The organism is Paenibacillus tabacirhizosphaerae (genome assembly GCF_040812395.1).
GTDB lineage: Bacteria > Bacillota > Bacilli > Paenibacillales > NBRC-103111 > Paenibacillus_E.
Map to the genome: position 1 here is coordinate 212512 of NZ_JBFNXH010000004.1, position 18875 is coordinate 231386.

Genomic DNA, 18875 nt, shown 5'->3' on the forward strand with positions numbered 1-18875 from the left:
ATTGTATCTAAGGCCAAGCTTTCTCGTCGACACTTACTTGCCTTTCTCCCAAAGTATGCGTCCAGCCTCCAGCTTGGACAGTTTGGCCGTATCGCGGGCCGGATCCTGCTTGAGGATCGCATCTTTTTGTGTTTTCGTCGCCGGCTCGTTCCGGATAATCGTGTCCAGGTTCTCATAGGCGATTTTACGTGCAACATCAGGGTCGCCCAAAGCATCAAGCACGCGATACATAGATAAAATCGCTGCCGCTTCATTCGAAAGCCCATAACCCGAATCGGTGCTCAGCATAAAGCGATCGGGAAATTGCTTCATCACCGGGATAAAGTCCTCCAATTTGTTGGTGCTTTGAGGACTCAGGACAGTAAACCCGGCGAAGAAATCTGCATACAGATTCGGATGCTTCTCGAGCAACCTCTTCACATTGTCAGGGGAATTATTGGCGTTGGCGTGTCCGAAAATGAATATCGTATTCGGGTGCGCAGTCAGCGCCTCCTCCAATTTATCGATAACTATGCCGTTCGGCGGATCGATGTGCAGCAGAATGGGGGCCTTGTATTCCGCGCATAGTTCATAAATTTGCGGCAAAAACCCGTCCATCGGGTCGTTCGCTTTCCATTCTACCTTCGAAACGACAGGGGAATAGGTTGAAGCGGCGGCAATTTCACCTAGTCCGAAAAATCCCTTCTCCAAGTTCGCTCTCACGACGTCGAGGCTTCCTTTATCATGGAGATCAAACCCGGAGAAGTACGGCGTGAAGAAATCCGGCTTATCCATGTAGGCTCGCCACGCCTCCTCATCGGTCTTGATTGCGCTGCGCTCAGATACGTCGCCGAATAAGACGACTCGATCCATGCTATACGACTTCCAAGTGTTCAGCATCCGGCTGTAAGCGCCACCACTTGCATCGTGATTATGCGCGTCGGCGAGCGGGAGGGAACCGAACTCCTGAATGAGGTCCGCTAGGCTTTTTTGCTTAGGCGGAGCTGTGGTTGCTGCGGCCGCAGGGGAGGCAGGCGGAGCAGTAATCACAGCTGCGGGGGTCGACGCTCCCCCTGCTGTTTGTTGAGACGGTGCGTCTCGGTATAACCAAATTCCTGCGGCTGCAGCAATAAGAATGATTGTAGAGAGAGTGATTGTAAACGATTTCTTTTTTGACATGAACACGACTCCTCGCATATATGGGGATCAGAGAATTTACCTGAAAGGGAGGCTTTCTTGAACGCCCCTGGTTGGGTTAATCTGCACGAAAGCGGTTGACTGCCTGGACGAACGCTCCTGGATCGTCCACCGATAAATATGCCACTCCCATGCATATAAGAAATGGGCGTCCCCCATTTGCCACTTGCCCATATATTGGTAAATAACAAGTGCGGAAAGGGGAACTCCATGAGCAAAAAAAAGCAATGCCCTGTAGTCGGGATACGTCAAACTCAACCCCGGGTCGTTAAGATCGTTCCCGTTACGGGGGCAGTTGGCGATATCAAAGCGAATTCAGTCACGAACCAGGTTTACTTCATTCATAACGAGAATCAAGTGGGTGTGCTGAACGGTCTAACTAATCAACTTATTGGCTATGTCCAAGTGGGCAAAGGAGCAACTTTTCTAGCTGTGAACACTCGTACCAATCGTATCTATACGACTAATTTTCGTGATAACACCGTCTCTGTCATTAACGGAAAAACAAATCGAGTTATTACAACTGTTCCTGTTGGAGTGCGTCCTTACGGATTAGGCATTCTAAAGGGCAGCAACCGCATTTATGTCGCTAACTCCAACGGTACAATCAGTATCATTAACGGCAGTACGAACCGTGTGGTGAAGACGCTGCGAGTCGGCGGAGCTCCCTCGCTTTTGGGCACCAATGAGCGCACCAAACGAATCTACGTGACCAACACCGCCAGCGACTCGGTTCATGTCATCAACGGCCAAACCCAAACGGTTATCACTACTGTGAAAGTTGGGCGTAATCCCATTATTGCACCGGGACTCAATGAACGGACCAATCGGGTTTATATCGGGAACAACTTAAGCCGTTACTTCTCCGTTATTAATGGGAGCACGAATCGCAAAAGCATTCCCATCCAGATCGGCCACCTGCAAAGCGAGTTAGCCGTTAATCCTCTCACCAACCGGATTTATGTCACAAGCGCTCAGGTGGAAGGAAGAGGCCGTCTCATCATTTTAAGCGGGCAATCGAATAAAGCGCTAAAAACGCTCCAGGTTCCGACGTTCTCCTCGCTCCTCGTCAATCCGCAGACAAATCATTTCTTCGTCGGCAATACCGAGAATCGCAACTTGTACGTATACAGCGGACGCACGAATACTCGTATCGCCTTGCTTCGCGTAGGCCAATCTGCCGGGAACATGACGCTTAACGCCCGAACCAACCGATTATATATCGGCAATGAAGGTTCCATTACGGTCGTGCAAGACCGTTAAGCCGTCCCATCGAAACCTATTCGATGGCTCCTTGTTGTCTTAACAGCTCGGCAACACGGAGATTGCCCTGTTCCTTGGCGAGAGCTATCGCATAGACACCACCTTCAACCTTGGCGTTGACATCTGCCCCGTGATCGATTAACAATTGGATCATTTCCGTATTGTGATCATGGAATGCGGCGGCATGCACGCTGGTATGACCATTACTATCAAATAGGTTAGTATCGGCATCATGCGCTAATATCAGCCTAATGACGTCCATGCTTCGCTCTCCTGCGATAGCGGCATGCAGCGCTGTATTCGAGGGGATGTAGCTTACTTTGGAATGTGATACAGCGTTGACGTCAGCTCCGCGGTCCAAAAGAAGCTTTACGGCCTCCGTTTGACCGAAATGCGCGGCGAATCCCAGAAGCGTAAGACCATCCTCGTTTTCCGTATTTGCAAGTGCCGGTTTACTGTCCAAAAATCCCCTCAATACGCCAAGCTCTCCGTTACGGGCAGCACTAAAGACCTCATTGATCATGTTCATTTACCTCCATGAATTGGATTTCTCATTCCACCATTTGTAAATAAATGTTAACCTAAAAAGATTCGAAATTGTGCTACCACTTCCTACAGGGAACCAGGCTCCCTTGTCGCTTTAGAGGCCAGGCAGCTCCAAAAATGAATAAGCCCCACTCTAGACAATGGCGAGTCGGCATGCCATAATAACTTAAACGATTAAGTCACAGCTTGGAAGGAAGCTATTCGCCATGAAGAAAGCGACGCTTAAAGATATTGCCAAAGAGGCAAATGTTTCTGTAGCGACCGTCAGTTACGTCCTGAATAACAACCCGAACCAAACCATTCCTTCCGAGACGCGCTGCCGGATACTCGAAATTGCCGAGAATCTCCACTATGTTCCGAATCTGGCTGCTGTATCCCTTGTGAAGCAGAGAAGCGGACTCATCGGCGTACTGATCAATCGTACAGAGAGCGACGGAGTTTGGAGACAGCTAGCTAGTAGCACGTTCGCGAATGAGCTTGAGCAGTATTTAACGAAACGGGGCTTTCATGTGATAGTCGCCACGCTGGATCCTTTGCGTCCGAAGCTTGATATTATCGCCGAAAGGAATCTGGATGCCGTCTTTCTGCTAGACGTCAAAAAAGAGAATTTCTATACCATCTCAAGCCGCTTCCCGGCAGGTGTCCCACTCCTTGTTGTCGATAGTTTAATTCATGACACGCTCTTTTACAATATCACATATGATTATGAGACCGCTATGAAGAGCGCAATTACGGATCTCAACCTTATATTCGATGCCGCCCCTATTCCCGAAGCCGAGGGTTTCGACAAGTATTACCTTGTCATGGAGCCTTACAACAACATTGAACTGCAGGCTGCTATACAAAGCAGTGCGAAACTGCCGGACGAACTCATTCATGTGATGGATAACGAAAAGGACCTAGCCGTATTTTTACAGCGGAATGCCCATCGTACGGGCATTATTTTGAATGAATGTCTCGGAACCGTTGCTTCCAAATATGTAGACGCAGCCAGCCTGATTGTGCTGTGCACGGTAAATGTCCCCGCCCTTCTGCCGAAAGGGGTGCGGCGCATCGAATTTGCAGAGACCAAAGCTTCTGCCGCCTTCCGCCTCATGATACAGCTTCTCGAAGATCAAGCTAGTTTACCGCCGAACAAAGATGTACGCGTTGCAGTTCGTGTTCAAGCAGAGTAATCTGCTTTTATTTTTAACAACTTAAACGTTTAAGTTATCGTGTGACAATACCAAAAGTGAGGGGTCAATTTAAGGTCCCCTCCAAAAAAGGAGGATCCCCATGAGTGAATTAGCTTCACCATTTCCATCGAACAGTAATTTCATTCCCACACCAGGTTCCGCACCAAACAAGTCACTGTGGCGCAATCGCGCATTCCTGTGTATGTTCGCCAGCTATTGTGTATCGCTGCTGGGCGATACATTTCATAGCATTGCGCTAAACTTGTGGGTGCTGCAAACTACTGGAAGCGCCAAGCTCATGTCCATCGTGCTCATCATCCATTTGATAACGAACATGCTCTTCGGCTCCTTCGCCGGCACCGTCGCTGACAGGATGAATCGGAGAACGCTCATGCTCATCTCCGATATCGGCCGATGCTTATGGGTCGGCGGCATTGCATGGCTGATGTTCACTCCCGGCAACCATTTGCCGTTTATTTTCGTATTGACGGCCTTGTCCGCCTTCACGGGGTTATTCTATACCCCTTCCTTCCAAGCGTCATTAAGCGTCTTGGTTGGCAAAGAGCGGATACACCAGGCGATCAGTACGATTTCCATCGCCGATAACATCATTCGCATCTCCGGCTTCGCGCTTGGCGGCATTGCCGTTGCGGCATTTGGCGGCGCTTTTGCCATTGCCCTGGATGCCTTCACGTACTTCATTTCGATCCTGCTGCTTCTCGGCGCAGGCTCCTTTCTTTCTGCTGCTTCTCCCGCGCAGAAGGGCAAGCGCACTCCCTTTTTCCGAGATTTCATCAGTGGATTTCGCTACATTTGGCAGCATGCCTTTGCCAGATCCGCTGTGCTGCTTCTACCGAGCATCTTCCTCTTCTTCCTGTCATCGCTGATGCTCATTCAAGTGATGGCGGTTCGCGTCTGGCACGCTCACCCGTTCAGCTTCGGACTCATCGAAGCCTTCATTCCGCTTGGCTACGTGCTAGGCTCAGGCTTCATTCTGTTGATGGGGGCCAGGCTGAAGCATCGCGGCAAATGGATCGTAGGCAGCCTGATCGCCATGGGGCCATGCTACTTGTTGCTGTCCCAAGTGACCTCCGCTCCCTACGGGCTGCCGCTGATTCTGGTGACCGGCTTTCTGTTTTCATTCAGCACACTGATTATTCAAACGATATTGCGGATAGAAATAGACCCTGGCCTGCAGGGACGCTTCTTCGGAACGCTAGGCTCGCTTAGCAGCGTAGCGACTCCTCTAGGGATCGCCATTTGTTCCATCGGCGCTGATCGCTTCGGCCCTTCTCTCATACTCGCTTGCACGGGCACCGGGATGCTGACGCTCGGCGTGTTAGCTTTCTTGTACGCCAAGACGATACGCCAGTATCCGTAAGGCCCCCCGCATCCTTAATGACCGCCTACCTTTCATACTACATCCATGATGAGACATGTCAAAGGAAAATTAGGTAGCGGTCAGCCAGGTTCACTCTGATCTGGTCATCTTATTCTTGTTGCAAATAACCAGGAGAAGAACGAGCACGCTCAACCAAGCACAGCAAGTATACATTTGGGAGTAGGAGAACCACTCTGCAAGAGGCCCCATCATCAGCCCGCCAAGCGAAAAACCAAGATCATAGGAAGAAATGAACAGACCCAGCAATAGATGGCGAGATTGTGCAGGCAAAACAAAGGTGAGATAGGTAATCAGCGTCGGGTAAATCAAGGCAACGGCAACACCGTTGAAAACGGCGGCTATGTATAAGAGAGGGCCTGCGGTTTGAAGAATACCCAATATTTGCGAGCCTACGGCGGCTGACAACAGCAAACCTACTATCACCCCCGTATGCCAACGGCCATCGGAAGGAATTTTCTTGCGCAGTGTAAACCGGCAACCCACGACTACAGCGGCCTGAATCATTAAATAAAGGCCGGCGTCGCCCTTTTCAATCGTTTTCAAATATAAAGGTAAAAAAGTCATAATCGCGCCATAGGTAATGGAAGCGACCAGCATGACCAATGAGCAGATGAGCAGCACGCGATTGCTCCACAGTTGAGATACCGATTTCACCATATCCGTTACCGTTGTTGAAGCCCCTTGCGAAGATGAGGCAGGGAGCGGAACGGAGAAACCGCACAGCCAAGTCAGCAAGCCAAGCACGATCAGGATGATACCTAAGACAGGCATCTGATCATGTTCCCATAAGTATAGCGCCGCAATTGGCCCAAACAACTGAGGAAGCATAGTAGACAAGCTATAGAGTGAAACGCCCTGCGCCCGATCTCGATCCGAAAGCGTTTCTACAATCCCCATTTGCATTGCCATTGAAAAAAAGGCAGTGACGGCTCCTTGAAGTGCCCGCAGCGTAAGATAGCTTTCCACGCCAAAAACCGTAAACAGCACGAGTCCGCAGGCATGTACAATCAGGAGTATGCGCATGGTCTGCAGCGCCCCGAACTTGGCAACAGCCTGACCAGCCCATGGCCGCAGGAACAGGCAGCAAAGCATGTAAGCGCCCATCATAACGCCAATCTCCGTTTGTCCGACTCCCTCCTTCTCGCTTTTAAGCGGAAGAATCACGGTAAGAATAGCATTGGCCGTAAAGAAAAGACATGCAAGCAGATATAGTCGAACAAAACCTATTGATAACGGACCTGGTGTCCTCATTCTTAGCAGCCCCTTCTTTCCTTCTAAAGACAATAGAGCCGTTTTACTAATGCTTTTAAAACAGTCCTTCTATGGATTATAGATGATCTCGATACAGCAGACTATCTTGACAAGCACAAATATATCATGTACCATTCAACCGAGAGTGAGAATCATTATCATAACATAATGACAGAAGAGGGGAACACTTATATGTTAGCTTCAAAGAAAAAAACTTTGCTCCTTATGATGCTTATCCTAACCATGGCTCTATTGGGATGCTCCAAACAGAATTCCGTACAGGAACCTGAAAAAGGAGCGGTCCAAGCTGATAAAACGATAACGGTATCATGGCCAAGAGATATTGGGACGATGAACCCACATGTATACAATCCTTCGCAATTAATCGCGCAATCGATGATTTACGAACCGCTCGTCAGTTATAAAGAGGGAGGAAAACTCGAGCCTCATCTCGCGGAATCGTGGGAAATCTCGAAAGACGGGAAAGAATACACGTTCAAGATCCGTAAAAATGTTAAGTTTTCGGATGGAACGGCATTTAATGCCGCTATTGTCAAAAAGAACTTCGACGCAATCATGAAGAACTCAAAAAATCATAGCTGGCTCGGTTTTATCAATGTGCTCGACAAGACCGAAGCAGTCGATGAGTATACGTTCAAAATGACGCTGAAACAGCCCTACTATCCGACTATTCAGGAGCTATCGGTCGTCCGTCCGGTGCGTTTTCTCGGTGAAGCCGGCTTCCCGGATGACGGGGATACTTCTAAGAGCATCAAAAAACCGATCGGTACCGGACCTTGGATGCTGACTGATTACAAGAAAGATGAATCTGCGGAATTTACCCGCAACCCGAATTACTGGGGTGACCAACCGAAAGCCAATAAACTGGTCATCAAAATTATTCCTGACGGTGAAACGCGCGTCCTTGCTTTTGAGAAAAAAGAGCTCGATCTGATTTACGGAGAAGGCGTTATCAGCTTGGATGCCTTCAAGCAGTTGAAAGCTTCCGGCAAATATGAAACAAGCCTTTCTGAGCCTATCGCGACAAGAGAGGTGGTTATGAATACCACCAAGGATATACTTTCGGATTCGCGGGTGCGACTCGCCCTTCATCACGGCTTTAATAAGCAAGCGATGGTGGATGGGATTACTGCCGGCTTAGAGGAGAAAGCAGACAACATTTTATCCAAAAACTTGCCGTATACCAATATTGACGCTAAGCCGCTTGCCTACGATGTGGATAAAGCGAAAGCTTTATTGGAAGAAGCGGGCTGGAAGCTGCCTGCGGGCAAAACCGTTCGCGAGAAAGACGGCAAACCGCTCGAGCTGGAATTGTTGTATGAAAAGTCAGATCAAGTTCTAAAACCGATGGCGGAAACGCTGCAATCCGAATGGGGAGCAATCGGCGTCAAGCTGAATATTACAAGCCTGGAGATCACCGAACAAGTGAAACGCTTGCGGTCAGCGGATTTTGATTTGTACTTCTGGAGCAACTACGGCTCACCGTATGATCCTCACTCTTTCATTAACATTGTAGCTACGAAGGGATTCGGCATCTCGGAGTCGCTCTCTGGCTTGCCAATGAAAAAAGAGCTGGATCAGCAAGTAAATGACGCTCTCCTCTCAACCGATGAGAGCAAGCGCCAGCAACTTTACAGTTCTATTTTGAAGACACTGCAGGAGCAGGCTTCATTTCTGCCGATCTCTTATATTAAGAAAACGGCTGTTTATCAAAAAGACGTGAAGGGCTTCGTCTTCCCGGCAAACCGGGATGAAAATCCTTTCCTTGGACTTGATACAGTGAAAAAGTAATGCCAGGGAGGTTATGATTTGCGCAGCTATATCGGGAAACGGCTCCTTGCCGTCATTCCCATCTTTCTCTTTGCCACCCTTCTTTCTTTCGTGCTGATCCATCTTTCGCCCGTCGATCCAGCTGAAGTCTATCTCACTGTAGCTCATATTCATCCGACGGAAGAGCTGCTTGCCGAGGTCAGACATGAATTCGGATTGGATCAGCCCTTATTTGTCCAATATGTAAATTCCCTTATGAAGATGTGCCGACTAGATTTCGGCACATCTTATGTTACGAAGGAGCCGGTTTGGCAGGAGGTCGTGCATCGGATGCCCGCAACGCTCCAGCTTGCCTTCAGCAGCATTTTCATGGCCGTGCTGATCAGCGTGCCCCTTGGTTTTTTATCGGCCGTTTATAAAAACAGCGTGATCGACCATTTCAGCCGGCTGCTCGCTTTTTTTGGCGCTTCCATTCCGCAATTTTGGCTCGGGTATTTACTGATTTTTTTCTTATCCGTCAAGCTGGATCTATTTCCCGTACAAGGAAGAGGGACATGGGCGCATCTGGTTCTGCCTTCTTTAACGCTCGCTTTGGGTCTGGTTGCTATCTATTCCCGCTTGCTGCGTACCAGTATGCTGGAGCAGATGCAGGAGCCCTACGTGTTATACGCCAGAACGAGAGGTATCCAAGAAAAAATCATTATGGGCAAGCATGTGCTGAAAATCGCGATATCGCCCATGCTAACCGGTCTGGGCATGAATATCGGGAAGCTGCTTTCCGGTACGATTATTGTAGAGGTCGTCTTTTCCTGGCCCGGCTTCGGCCGTTATTTTGTTGACTCGATTCTAAACAGGGATATCCCGGTCATCCAATGCTACGTGCTGCTTGTCGCTTGCCTATTTATCGTGTGCAACCTGCTCGTAGACCTTCTCCAGATGGCAATGGATCCGCGAATTTCCCGGAAAGGAAGAACTGGCCTATGATCGCAAGTATACGAACCGGCCTTAGGAGTCAGAAGACCGCTCTGGTATGCTCAGGTCTCTTGCTAGTTCTATTCATTCTTGCCATTCTGGCTCCCTGGATCTCTCCGCATGATCCGATTCAAGTGAATTTGGCGATCAAGCTGCATCCGCCTTCGCTGGGCTATCCCCTGGGTACCGACCATTTGGGCCGCTGCATCTTGTCTCGCCTTTTATATGGCGCCCGCGTTTCGCTAGGCTTTGCATCCTTGATCTTCATTTCCTCTTTGGGAATTGGTTTATTTATTGGAGCGATTGCCGGCTATAGGGGCGGACTCATCGATTTTGTGCTGATGCGGTTCTGCGAAGGGGTGATATCGTTTCCGAATCTGGTGCTTATTCTTGGGCTGGTCGGGATTTTCGGACCTGGACTGCCGCAGGTTATCCTAGCGATGATGCTGGTCCAGTGGGTCTATTACGCCCGGATGTTCCGTGGCATGGTTCTCAGCTTGAAGGAACGGAATTTTATAACCGCAGCCAGAATAAGCGGGTCCTCACAATGGAAAATTATCAGGCAGCACATCATTCCAAACGTGCTTCCCCCTATTATCGTCATGGGAACGTTGGAAATGGGTTGGGCGATCATGGATATCTCCGCCCTCTCCTTCCTTGGACTTGGCATTCAGCCGCCTGCGCCGGAGTGGGGGGCGATGATTCATGAAGGAAAATCGTTTATCCGCAGCAATCCGGAATTAATGCTGTACCCGGGAATCATGATTCTTCTCGTCGTCGTTTCGTTCAATCTACTGGGTGAAGCGCTGTCGGATCGGTTTGGTGTTAAGCGACGTTTTGAAAAGGAATGAGCGCATTGAAAGAAGAACAAAACCATGTTTTGCAGGTAAGCGGCCTGCACGTAAAGGTAAAAACGGCGCAGGGAACGCTTCCCCTTGTCCACAATATTGCATTCGAACTGAAGCCTGGCCGTGTGCTTGGCCTTGTCGGAGAAAGCGGCAGCGGGAAATCGGTTACCAGTCTGTCTATTTTGCAGCTGCTAGACCGGAAAACAACGCAGGTGGAAGGCAGTATTCAATTAAGCGGCCGTGAGCTGAACGGGCTTAAAGCGGAAGAGATGCGGCGCATTCGCGGGAAAGAGATCGCTATGATTATGCAAAATCCGATGAACGCCTTCTCTCCTGTGTTTACGATTGGCCATCAATTCGTTGAAACGATCCGTACCCATACCGATTTCAGCAAAAAACAAGCGTTCGACCTGGCAGTCTCCTTTTTGCATGATGTGAACTTGCCTGATCCTGTCCTGCTTATGAAGCGGTATCCGTTTCAATTGAGCGGCGGTATGCTGCAGCGTGTCATGATTGCACTATCGATGTGCTTGAAGCCATCTGTGCTCATCGCCGATGAGCCGACAACTGCGCTGGATGTAGCCAATCAACTGCAGGTGCTGCGCCAACTGGACCGTATCCGCTCGGAGCACGGTACGGCAATTCTGTTAATTTCCCACGACTTGGGGGTCATCTCAGAAATGGCCGACGAGGTCGCCGTTATGCAGCATGGGCGAATCGTCGAAAAAGCTGGCGTATTCGATCTGTTTGACCATCCGCAGCATGCGTATACGAAACTGCTCCTTGATGCCAGACTCTCGTTGCCAATCAACCAACAGACCAAGGAGCTTATATTGTCATGACTGCTATGCAGCCTCAAGTTACGGTTCCGCAGAACCGTGTGTTCGGGTCGAAAGCGATCCAAATTTATCTCATATCGATCTTATTTTATACCACCAGCCATATCCTTCTGATTCTGCTGCCGCTGAATTCGCACGCGCTTGGAGCAAACCCGGCGCAGATCGGTCTAATTATGGGCGCCTATATGTTTACCTCGATGTTTTTACGGCCGGTAGCCGGTAAAATTGTCGACAAGTTCGGCACAAAACGAATATTTACCACAGCATTAATAATGAATGTAGTTATCCTATCCATGTATCTCATTCATGAGCTTTGGGTTTTCGCTCTGCTTCGAATGGTGCAGGGGGTGACCCTTTCCTTCTTTTCCATGGTCTTGCATCTCATGATCATCCAAGTCTTGCCTGAGAAAGCACGCGGGCAAGGTCTGTCCCTTTTCTCGCTTTCGTCCATGCTGCCCTATACCTATGGCCCTTTTCTCGCCCTGTATTTTGCGGATAAAGTGCCGATGTCTTATATCTTTATGGCCCTGATCCCGATAAGCTTGGCGACGCTGCTCATTGGGCTGAACCTTAGATTACCAGAGCTTCGAAGTCAGGATCCTCTGGGAAAAGCGAATCTACTGGACAGTGAACCCTATAGCGGTTGGAAAGACCGGCAACTGCAGCTCCCTTCCGTCATCATGCTTCTGGCTTCGGCTATGATTGGAACGGTAGCTGCCTTCCTCCCTCTCCATCTGGAGAATCGCGGATTACCATTTGCCGGATTGTATTTCTTGACCGAAACAGCGGTTCTGATCCTGCTGCGCTTCTTCGGCCGAAAAATGATTCCAACGAACGGTCGCTTCCCGCTTCTCATGGTTACTATTCTTATCATTCTTATGACGATTGCTGTGAGTCTGGTTCGAATCGCTGAAACGCTTCCTGTTGTTCTGATTGCTGCAGTTTGCAATGGGATTGCTTTGTCCATGCTGTACCCGACACTGTTGACCTATGTTTCGTTTATTGTGCCGGAAAGGTTTAGAGGCAGAGGGATCGGCCTTTTCATTGCTGCTGCTGACTTCGGAACATCAGTGGGCACTTGGGGGCTAAGTCTGCTCGCGAACGCCTATTCTTACGAGATCATGTTTGCCGGCTGCATGGCCATTGGAGCGGCTGCCCTGCTGCTGATCCTGCTGCATGCCAAAATAGAGGGGGTGAAGAAGTGAGCTTGTTGCAGGTCAAGGACGTTACGCATACTTACGGTGCATCAAGCCTGTTCTGGCGGTCAAAGAAGCAGACGACGGTGCTTTCCGGCGTTTCTCTTGCTATCGAGCAAGGCAAGTGTCTGGGGCTTCTTGGAACGAGCGGAGCGGGGAAAAGTACGCTCGGGAAAGTGATCCTGGGGCTGGAGAAGCCGCAGAAGGGGCAGGTTCTGTTTCAAGGCATCGATCTCTATCACACGGACACTTCTACCCGCAGACAGCTTCGCCGTGATCTTCAAGTTGTGTTTCAAGACTGCTATTCTTCCGTGAATCCGCGAATGACTGTGGAGCAAATTATCGGGGAGCCGCTGGACAACTACGAATCCTTATCCGTGAAGGAGCAAACACGAACCATCGGAGAGCTGCTCGAAAGAGTTGGGCTGAAACCAGAAGATATGGGAAAATATCCCCATCAATTTAGCGGAGGACAGCTGCAAAGAATTAATATTGCAAGAGCTATTTCCTTAAAACCGAAGCTGCTCGTACTGGACGAGGCGGTCAGCAGTTTGGACATGGTGACACAAACGCAGGTTTTGGCCTTGTTTGGCGAGTTAAAGTCGGCCTTCGGCCTTTCTTACCTTTTTATCACACATGACATTAAAGCCGCTTACTCCATTTCTGATACACTGGCTGTCATGGAAAAAGGGGAGATAGCTGAACAGTTTGCGGATAAATCACGGCTTTTATCATCGAAGCACCCCGTCGTGGAAAATTTGCTCGGTTCTATTCTTGCCGAGCATCCGCGTGATCGTTCTCTCTCCAAAACGATTATCATGCCGTGAAAAAGCCCTCATTCTCTGCCTAAGGCGAAAACCTCCGCCCTGATGGTTTCAGGTGGAGGCTTGTATCGGCTGCAAGCGGATATTGCGTCTTCTTTTCGCTGTATATAACCAGAAATAACCTAATGCAACAAGCGTGCAAATGAAGATATCCGCACCGATCAACACCTGATAATTGCTGAACATATCGAAGGATATGCCCCCGATCAAAGCCCCCAGAATACCTCCCCCTTGATGAAAAAGGAGCAGGAAGCCCGTTCGCTTACCTTTGCCTTTGGCCAAATCGTTAACGATCAGAAGCCCGCCAGGTATTGCGCTTAAATAGGTAATGCCGAAGGCTGCCGCAAAAAGAACAGGCGACCACCCCGCATGCAGGAAGAGCAGTGCAAAGCCCGCGATCCGAATGCCATACAAAATAACCATCATAACGATCTTATTTACCCGATCCAAAAAATAGCCAAAAATAAGCGATCCCACAATTTCCATGACCCCCAGCACACTCATCGATAAGGCGATCATGCCCGGAGCCACATTCGCGAGCTGATGGATGGCGACCAAGTTCATCTCAACGGTTCCCATATTGAACCCGCAGGTGAACAGCGCAAAGCCAACAACGATGAAAATCGGCAGATGAGCCGCCGCACCAAGGCGTGGCGATTTGGCGATGCTCGGCTGGTCGGCAACGTGAGCAGGCGCACCCGTTTGCCCGTTCACCGACTCATTCGGCTTCGGCTGTGGACGCGGACTCCTGATGCCCAGCCAGATGACTGGCAAGGTGACAACAAGACCTAAAATGAACGAGGCCAGGAAGGCATCCTTCCATGTCAGCCAGCTGGAGGAGACGAAAAGCGGTGTGCTGACCGCCAACCCAACGGAAGAAGCGCTCGTCAGCAGTGCCGTTGCTTTGGCCCGGTGATGCTGGAACCAGTCGAACATTAGTAAATATGTCGTCGTCGTCCCGATACCGACCAGACCTGAAATTACCCCGTAACCAAGGAAGAAAACGGCTGGATGATGGCCCAGCACAACAATCCCTGTACCTGCTATCCCCATAGCTGCGCTGATTAGCATGACCTTCTTAGGCCCATATCGGTCTACGAGCCAGCCTCCTAAAGGTGCGCAGCAAGCGGCAATGAGCAGGTTGGTGGACCATGCCATCGAGATGAATCCTCTGTTCATCTGCAGATCCTCGGCAATCTGCACCTGAAAATAAGCCATGATAAACCGCGTCAGCGCCCCGATAAATCCGATTATCCACAGCGAACCTAAGCCAATCCATGCATGCTTCGGCTCCTTGAACCATGTCGTGTTCATTGAACATCCCCCTGTCCCGCATCAAAAAAGATACCATTCGGTATCTTTTTATTGTAGCATATTTATTTCCCTTTTCAATCCTGCATTTTCATTTGGTATAATAATGATCATGACTAACGAAGATCGGGGGGTGGCATCATGCCAAAAGGGGAAAATACTCGAAAACGCATTATCGCGAAGTCTGCCGAGCTTTTTAATCAAAAAGGATATGCAAGTTCGTCCCTGTCCGACATCACAGAGCTGACGGGCATCAAAAAGGGCGGCCTCTACCGCCACTTTTCCAGCAAGGATGAGCTTGCATTTGAGGCTTACAGCTATGCTGGCCATGTCGTCGGGGAGCGTCTGCGGCAAGCCGTGAGCGAGCAGGAAACGGCCTCCGACAAATTGCTGGCTTATTTACACATGTACGCAAATGTCGTAGAAGCGCCGCCTTTTATCGGGGGATGCCCCTTGCTCAACGCGGCCATTGAGAGCGATGACGGCCATCCCGGCTTACGCCAAAAAGCCCAGCGTGGCCTGGCCGGCACACTGGACACGATAAAAGCAATCATTTCCCAAGGCGTTCAAAGCGGGGAATTCAAATCGGATCTCGATATGGAGGCGTTAGCCACCTTCACCCTTTCCATCATGGAAGGCGGCATCATGATGAGCAAACTGGAAGGCGACAACCGGCATATGCGAATGAATATAGAGAGCTTATCCGACTATTTGAAAGGGCTCCGATTACGTTGAAGAACCATGTCCTGCCAACGCGAGCAGTTCTTCTCGATTATCGGCCTTTAATGCGGCGGCCAGCGCCATAACGACATCTGCCGAGGGCTGGATTCTGCCGTTCTCAATGCCATTCAGGATGGAGTAGCTGACCCCTGCTTTTTCACCAAGCTTGCGCAGGGTAAGATCCTGCCCCTGCCGTAGTTCCTTTAATTTATGTTTGAATTCCACTGGATTGGGCTCCTTCTCGGCCTCATCTTATGTCCTGATTTTCATTCAGGACGGCTCGGTATACATGAAGCAGCGTAATTTCATGTGCTTGCCGAATTCCTTCTTTCTTGACCTGATATTGTAAGTGTATGCCTTTAAGACAGTCAAATCAAGGGAATTGCACCGCTCCATGGCGGCACACACGTATAACACAAAAAGCCCCAGCTTCCATTTAATCGGATAGCCAAGGCTTTTCTTCATTTACGCAATGGGTATGTAAATTTTGATCCTCAAATCATGAGGGTATGCTGAATTCATCACATCCGTCACTTCGAAGTCCGGTCCCTCACTGCGTTCATAGTTGGAATTGGGCAACCACGTGCCGTAAATGTAATTTCTGATCTCTTGTACGCGTCCAACCGCACCGAAGGCTTTAAATTCAGCATATTTCCCCTCGGGAATCTCCATTTGAACAAAGCCTTCGTCTACTGCGTCAACGAATGCCTGCACCTTTTCGCCAATCACGAAGGAGAAGCGGCCGTCGTCCTGAAACTGACAAGAAATGCCGTAAGCCATATTCGGCGCTATGGAATCTGGAATTCGCAAGTAAAGCCCGTCGCTCCCGAATTGACGATAAAACCCGGGAATCTCTGCGAAATACTGATCATTGCTAAGGCTCGTGTGGTATTCGTAGCCAATGATACGGGTGGCATCAAGCTGAAGGATAGCTGGCTTGTCCATGGGGAGCGCTCCGTTCGCTTTATTTTTATAATCCAGAAAATTAATTTTCGTTTGGCGGCACCCAGCTTCCCCCGATTTCCGGAATTTAGCCGGGGTCATGCCGATATAGCCTTCAAATGCGCGCGTAAATGCTTCTTGGGAATTGTATTGAAATGAAATAGCGATATCCAGGACGCTTGTATGCGTTGCCTTCAGCAGATCTGCCGCTTCAGAGAGCCTCCGTTTCCTCATATATTCATGTACCGAAAAGCCAGAGATAGCCTGGAACAGCCTTTGGAAATGAAACGCCGAAAAGCACGCTTCCGCTGCAATATCCGTGATGAGCACATCATTTTGCAGATTGTTTTCAATAAATTCAATTGCATTTTGGATTCTTTTGTAATCATCCATCGGGTTACCCAACCTACCTTCAACGTGAAGTCCTTACTTCTCATTTTACATCAGTAAGCCGATTTTCTTTTGATAATCCGTGCTAGCTTCTCTTATGCCTTGAACTTTTGAATGACGTCTTGCAGTTGGGCTGACATCTCATTTAAGTGTCTAACGGAATCCACCATGCCATCAATACTGGACAATTGTGATTCTGTCAAAGAAGATATCGTCTGCGCGGCGCCTGCCGATTGATTGGCCGAATGCTCCATTTCGTGCAGGGACAGCATGACTTGCTGCGAAGTTCCCGCCATGCGCCCGGCTTCAGAAGATGTTTGCTGCACCTGCTCCAAGACCATCTTAACGGCCTTATGTATTTTCTCGAAAGCCAATCCGGTTTCCTGTAGTGTCCCGACGCTGGATGAGATCTCTCGGTCGCCCTGCTGCATGGTCTTAACGGCGCCCTGAATGTCGCCTTGAATGCCAAGGATCAAGTCAGCGACCTGCTCCGATGATTGTTTGGAGCGCGCTGCCAGCTTCTTAACCTCCCCGGCAACGACAGCAAAGCCATTCCCGTGTTCCCCGGCCCGCGCCGCTTCGATAGAAGCGTTCAGGGCCAGCAGGTTCGTTTGCGATGAAATGTCGGCAATGATAGACACAATATCGCCGATTTGCGCCGAGCGTTGGCGCAGCAACTCAATAAGGCCTGACAGATGGACCATCGTCGAGCTGACCGCCTGCATCTGCTCCGTTGTCTGATGGATATAGGCGTTGCCCTTCTCCGCCTCTGCCACCGTGTTTGCTGATAAGCCAAACGCCGTTGAAGAGCTGGACGCGACATGCTGAATGCTGTCCGACAACTGCTTCATCGCCGCCGCGCTTTCAACAACACTTTGCGCGTGTTCATTCGTGTTTTCTGCCACGCTCTGCATAGCCGTGGATATATGGTTAGCAGCTTGAAGCATGTGATCAACCGCATGCGATAATTGAACCGACTCTTTGTTCAGCGCGCTGGAGCTCGATCCTGCTTGAGAAACAAGCTGCCGCAAATAAGCTTTCATCTGATTAAACGAGGCCGCCAGCCTGCCGATTTCGTCGCGATTTTTCACATTCAAATTCGATATCTTCAAGTCCCCTACTGCGATCTCGCTCGCCTGACGTTCCACCTGAATGAGCGGCTTCGAAATATGCCGCGCGAAGAGAACAAGGAGAATCACGCCGACCACCAAGCATACGGCAAAAGTAACGATAATCGTGTTCAGAATGTGCGTCTGCCCGCTATTGTAATCCTGCATATACGAGCCTGCCGCCACGATCCATCCCCAACTCGGGTCCATTTCCGCGTAAGTGATTTTCATGCCTTCCTTCTTCGAACCCGGCAGCGACCACATATAGGTGGTGAACCCTCCGCCTGTTTCTGCCTTTTGAATCATGTCCTGAATAAACAGCGTGCCATCGTTCGATTTCCTATCCCAAATATTTTGGCCTTCCAACGAAGGATGGGCCAATTCGTTTCCTTTTTTATCGAGTACAAAGAAATAACCGCTCGGGCCGAGATCAATCTTAGGATTAATCGGCCTTTTCCCTTCTTTTTTCGGACCGAGCATCAAAACCTTTACTTTTTCCTGGGCTTCTTCCTTCGAAATACTGCCTGTCTTCACGGATGCATCGAAGGATTCAATCAACTGGATGGACATTTGCACCGTGTTTCTTAAATCTTTTTCAATCAAAGAATCGGTAACTTTAGAAGAAACATAGTAACTGGTGCTGCCTAGAATCAGAATGGGAATGAGCAATAAAAATAGCGATGTGGCTAGAATCTTGGTCTGAATGCTCCTTTGAAAAATCTTTAACATGGTTTACATTCTCCCTATATTTTGTAATTTTCTGTATGTATTCGATATGAATATCCTGTTTCCTTCCCGCAAATCATGAACAAAAACTGCCGGATCACCTATTCCCCATGCACAGGCGGAACTACGATGCCTTATTCCATGGCAACGTCCCTTTTCTCCCCCTGAAGAGGAACTGTGGTGCGTTAAATGAGCGAAAATGTGCCTACAACCCAGCATTTCCTGCTCATAAGGTACGGTAGTTCCGCGAAATGTCCCTACAGCCGAAAATACCGCCTCTTAGCGCACCTACGTTCCGCTCACCCGTGCAAAAACACGATCTATCGCAGATCGGGGCGACATTTCATACTCCAAACCGCTGTGGCACTTCCGGATTTTCCACGTCCATCCTGTC

The 18875-nt window shown here is 49.5% G+C and carries 17 protein-coding genes; 10 read left to right on the forward strand and 7 right to left on the reverse strand.

The genetic code is table 11. The features are described from left to right. Positions 1 to 33: 33 nt before the first annotated feature. Entirely contained in the window at positions 34 to 1158 is a 1125-nt protein-coding gene (locus ABRS97_RS09465) for an amidohydrolase family protein (protein WP_367813193.1), read from the reverse strand. A 228-nt stretch (positions 1159 to 1386) separates the two neighbouring features. On the opposite strand from ABRS97_RS09465, the gene ABRS97_RS09470 reads away from it, so the two are divergent. Next, positions 1387 to 2439: a YncE family protein gene (locus tag ABRS97_RS09470; protein WP_367813195.1), complete on the forward strand. Its 1053-nt coding sequence runs from the start codon at positions 1387 to 1389 to the stop codon at positions 2437 to 2439. 16 nt (positions 2440 to 2455) lie between these two features. On the opposite strand, the gene ABRS97_RS09475 is transcribed toward ABRS97_RS09470, so the two are convergent. Further along, positions 2456 to 2962 (reverse strand): ankyrin repeat domain-containing protein, encoded by a 507-nt coding sequence (locus tag ABRS97_RS09475; protein WP_367813196.1) that lies wholly within the window; start codon positions 2960 to 2962, stop codon positions 2456 to 2458. Between the two features lie 229 nt (positions 2963 to 3191). On the opposite strand from ABRS97_RS09475, the gene ABRS97_RS09480 reads away from it, so the two are divergent. Both ABRS97_RS09480 and ABRS97_RS09485 read left to right on the forward strand, forming a co-directional pair. Then, positions 3192 to 4160 carry a LacI family DNA-binding transcriptional regulator gene (locus ABRS97_RS09480; RefSeq protein WP_367813198.1) on the forward strand — a complete coding sequence of 323 codons (969 nt, stop codon included), beginning with the start codon at positions 3192 to 3194 and terminating at the stop codon, positions 4158 to 4160. A 100-nt stretch (positions 4161 to 4260) separates the two neighbouring features. Then, complete coding sequence (locus ABRS97_RS09485; RefSeq protein WP_367813200.1) at positions 4261 to 5541, forward strand: MFS transporter; 1281 nt, start codon at positions 4261 to 4263, stop codon at positions 5539 to 5541. Between the two features lie 90 nt (positions 5542 to 5631). Here the strand turns inward: ABRS97_RS09485 and cntE (ABRS97_RS09490) are convergent, their stop codons facing one another. Continuing rightward, on the reverse strand, positions 5632 to 6813 hold the full coding sequence (gene cntE / locus ABRS97_RS09490; RefSeq protein ID WP_367813202.1) for a staphylopine family metallophore export MFS transporter CntE: 1182 nt from the start codon (positions 6811 to 6813) through the stop codon (positions 5632 to 5634). A 192-nt stretch (positions 6814 to 7005) separates the two neighbouring features. Between cntE (ABRS97_RS09490) and nikA the strand changes: the two genes are divergently transcribed. From nikA to nikE, 6 genes are read left to right on the forward strand one after another with little or no spacing between them, the layout of a single operon-like run. Next, positions 7006 to 8625 (forward strand): nickel ABC transporter substrate-binding protein, encoded by a 1620-nt coding sequence (gene nikA / locus ABRS97_RS09495; protein ID WP_367813204.1) that lies wholly within the window; start codon positions 7006 to 7008, stop codon positions 8623 to 8625. Between the two features lie 18 nt (positions 8626 to 8643). After that, positions 8644 to 9588 carry a nickel ABC transporter permease subunit NikB gene (gene nikB / locus ABRS97_RS09500; RefSeq protein WP_367813206.1) on the forward strand — a complete coding sequence of 315 codons (945 nt, stop codon included), beginning with the start codon at positions 8644 to 8646 and terminating at the stop codon, positions 9586 to 9588. After that, complete coding sequence (gene nikC, locus ABRS97_RS09505; RefSeq protein WP_367813209.1) at positions 9585 to 10427, forward strand: nickel ABC transporter permease subunit NikC; 843 nt, start codon at positions 9585 to 9587, stop codon at positions 10425 to 10427. The genes nikB and nikC overlap by 4 nt, the downstream gene beginning before the upstream one ends. A gap of 5 nt (positions 10428 to 10432) precedes the next feature. After that, entirely contained in the window at positions 10433 to 11266 is an 834-nt protein-coding gene (gene nikD / locus ABRS97_RS09510) for a nickel import ATP-binding protein NikD (protein ID WP_367813211.1), read from the forward strand. Further along, positions 11263 to 12468: a staphylopine family metallophore export MFS transporter CntE gene (gene cntE, locus ABRS97_RS09515; RefSeq protein WP_367813212.1), complete on the forward strand. Its 1206-nt coding sequence runs from the start codon at positions 11263 to 11265 to the stop codon at positions 12466 to 12468. Before nikD ends, cntE (ABRS97_RS09515) begins: the two co-directional genes overlap by 4 nt. Further along, complete coding sequence (gene nikE, locus ABRS97_RS09520; protein ID WP_367813214.1) at positions 12465 to 13286, forward strand: nickel import ATP-binding protein NikE; 822 nt, start codon at positions 12465 to 12467, stop codon at positions 13284 to 13286. The genes cntE (ABRS97_RS09515) and nikE overlap by 4 nt, the downstream gene beginning before the upstream one ends. A 48-nt stretch (positions 13287 to 13334) precedes the next feature. On the opposite strand, the gene ABRS97_RS09525 is transcribed toward nikE, so the two are convergent. Further along, on the reverse strand, positions 13335 to 14597 hold the full coding sequence (locus tag ABRS97_RS09525; RefSeq protein WP_367813217.1) for an MFS transporter: 1263 nt from the start codon (positions 14595 to 14597) through the stop codon (positions 13335 to 13337). 138 nt (positions 14598 to 14735) lie between these two features. Between ABRS97_RS09525 and ABRS97_RS09530 the strand changes: the two genes are divergently transcribed. Continuing rightward, positions 14736 to 15329 carry a TetR/AcrR family transcriptional regulator gene (locus tag ABRS97_RS09530; RefSeq protein WP_367813218.1) on the forward strand — a complete coding sequence of 198 codons (594 nt, stop codon included), beginning with the start codon at positions 14736 to 14738 and terminating at the stop codon, positions 15327 to 15329. On the opposite strand, the gene ABRS97_RS09535 is transcribed toward ABRS97_RS09530, so the two are convergent. From ABRS97_RS09535 to ABRS97_RS09545, 3 genes are all read right to left on the reverse strand, one after another. Continuing rightward, positions 15321 to 15539, reverse strand: a complete 219-nt coding sequence (locus ABRS97_RS09535; protein WP_367813220.1) for a helix-turn-helix domain-containing protein — start codon at positions 15537 to 15539, stop codon at positions 15321 to 15323. The two genes, ABRS97_RS09530 and ABRS97_RS09535, sit on opposite strands and share 9 nt — an antisense overlap. 240 nt (positions 15540 to 15779) lie before the next feature. After that, positions 15780 to 16649 (reverse strand): AraC family transcriptional regulator, encoded by an 870-nt coding sequence (locus tag ABRS97_RS09540; RefSeq protein WP_367813222.1) that lies wholly within the window; start codon positions 16647 to 16649, stop codon positions 15780 to 15782. Between the two features lie 92 nt (positions 16650 to 16741). Further along, positions 16742 to 18484 carry a methyl-accepting chemotaxis protein gene (locus tag ABRS97_RS09545; RefSeq protein WP_367813224.1) on the reverse strand — a complete coding sequence of 581 codons (1743 nt, stop codon included), beginning with the start codon at positions 18482 to 18484 and terminating at the stop codon, positions 16742 to 16744. Positions 18485 to 18875 lie beyond the last annotated feature (391 nt).

What these genes read in the sequence shown, in the direction of transcription:
- ABRS97_RS09465 (WP_367813193.1), bottom strand. Translation starts at nt 1,158, where the DNA reads ATGTCAAAAAAGAAATCGTTTACAATCACTCTCTCTACAATCATTCTT.
- ABRS97_RS09470 (WP_367813195.1), top strand. Translation starts at nt 1,387, where the DNA reads ATGAGCAAAAAAAAGCAATGCCCTGTAGTCGGGATACGTCAAACTCAA.
- ABRS97_RS09475 (WP_367813196.1), bottom strand. Translation starts at nt 2,962, where the DNA reads ATGATCAATGAGGTCTTTAGTGCTGCCCGTAACGGAGAGCTTGGCGTA.
- ABRS97_RS09480 (WP_367813198.1), top strand. Translation starts at nt 3,192, where the DNA reads ATGAAGAAAGCGACGCTTAAAGATATTGCCAAAGAGGCAAATGTTTCT.
- ABRS97_RS09485 (WP_367813200.1), top strand. Translation starts at nt 4,261, where the DNA reads ATGAGTGAATTAGCTTCACCATTTCCATCGAACAGTAATTTCATTCCC.
- cntE (WP_367813202.1), bottom strand. Translation starts at nt 6,813, where the DNA reads ATGAGGACACCAGGTCCGTTATCAATAGGTTTTGTTCGACTATATCTG.
- nikA (WP_367813204.1), top strand. Translation starts at nt 7,006, where the DNA reads ATGTTAGCTTCAAAGAAAAAAACTTTGCTCCTTATGATGCTTATCCTA.
- nikC (WP_367813209.1), top strand. Translation starts at nt 9,585, where the DNA reads ATGATCGCAAGTATACGAACCGGCCTTAGGAGTCAGAAGACCGCTCTG.
- cntE (WP_367813212.1), top strand. Translation starts at nt 11,263, where the DNA reads ATGACTGCTATGCAGCCTCAAGTTACGGTTCCGCAGAACCGTGTGTTC.
- ABRS97_RS09525 (WP_367813217.1), bottom strand. Translation starts at nt 14,597, where the DNA reads ATGAACACGACATGGTTCAAGGAGCCGAAGCATGCATGGATTGGCTTA.
- ABRS97_RS09530 (WP_367813218.1), top strand. Translation starts at nt 14,736, where the DNA reads ATGCCAAAAGGGGAAAATACTCGAAAACGCATTATCGCGAAGTCTGCC.
- ABRS97_RS09540 (WP_367813222.1), bottom strand. Translation starts at nt 16,649, where the DNA reads ATGGATGATTACAAAAGAATCCAAAATGCAATTGAATTTATTGAAAAC.
- ABRS97_RS09545 (WP_367813224.1), bottom strand. Translation starts at nt 18,484, where the DNA reads ATGTTAAAGATTTTTCAAAGGAGCATTCAGACCAAGATTCTAGCCACA.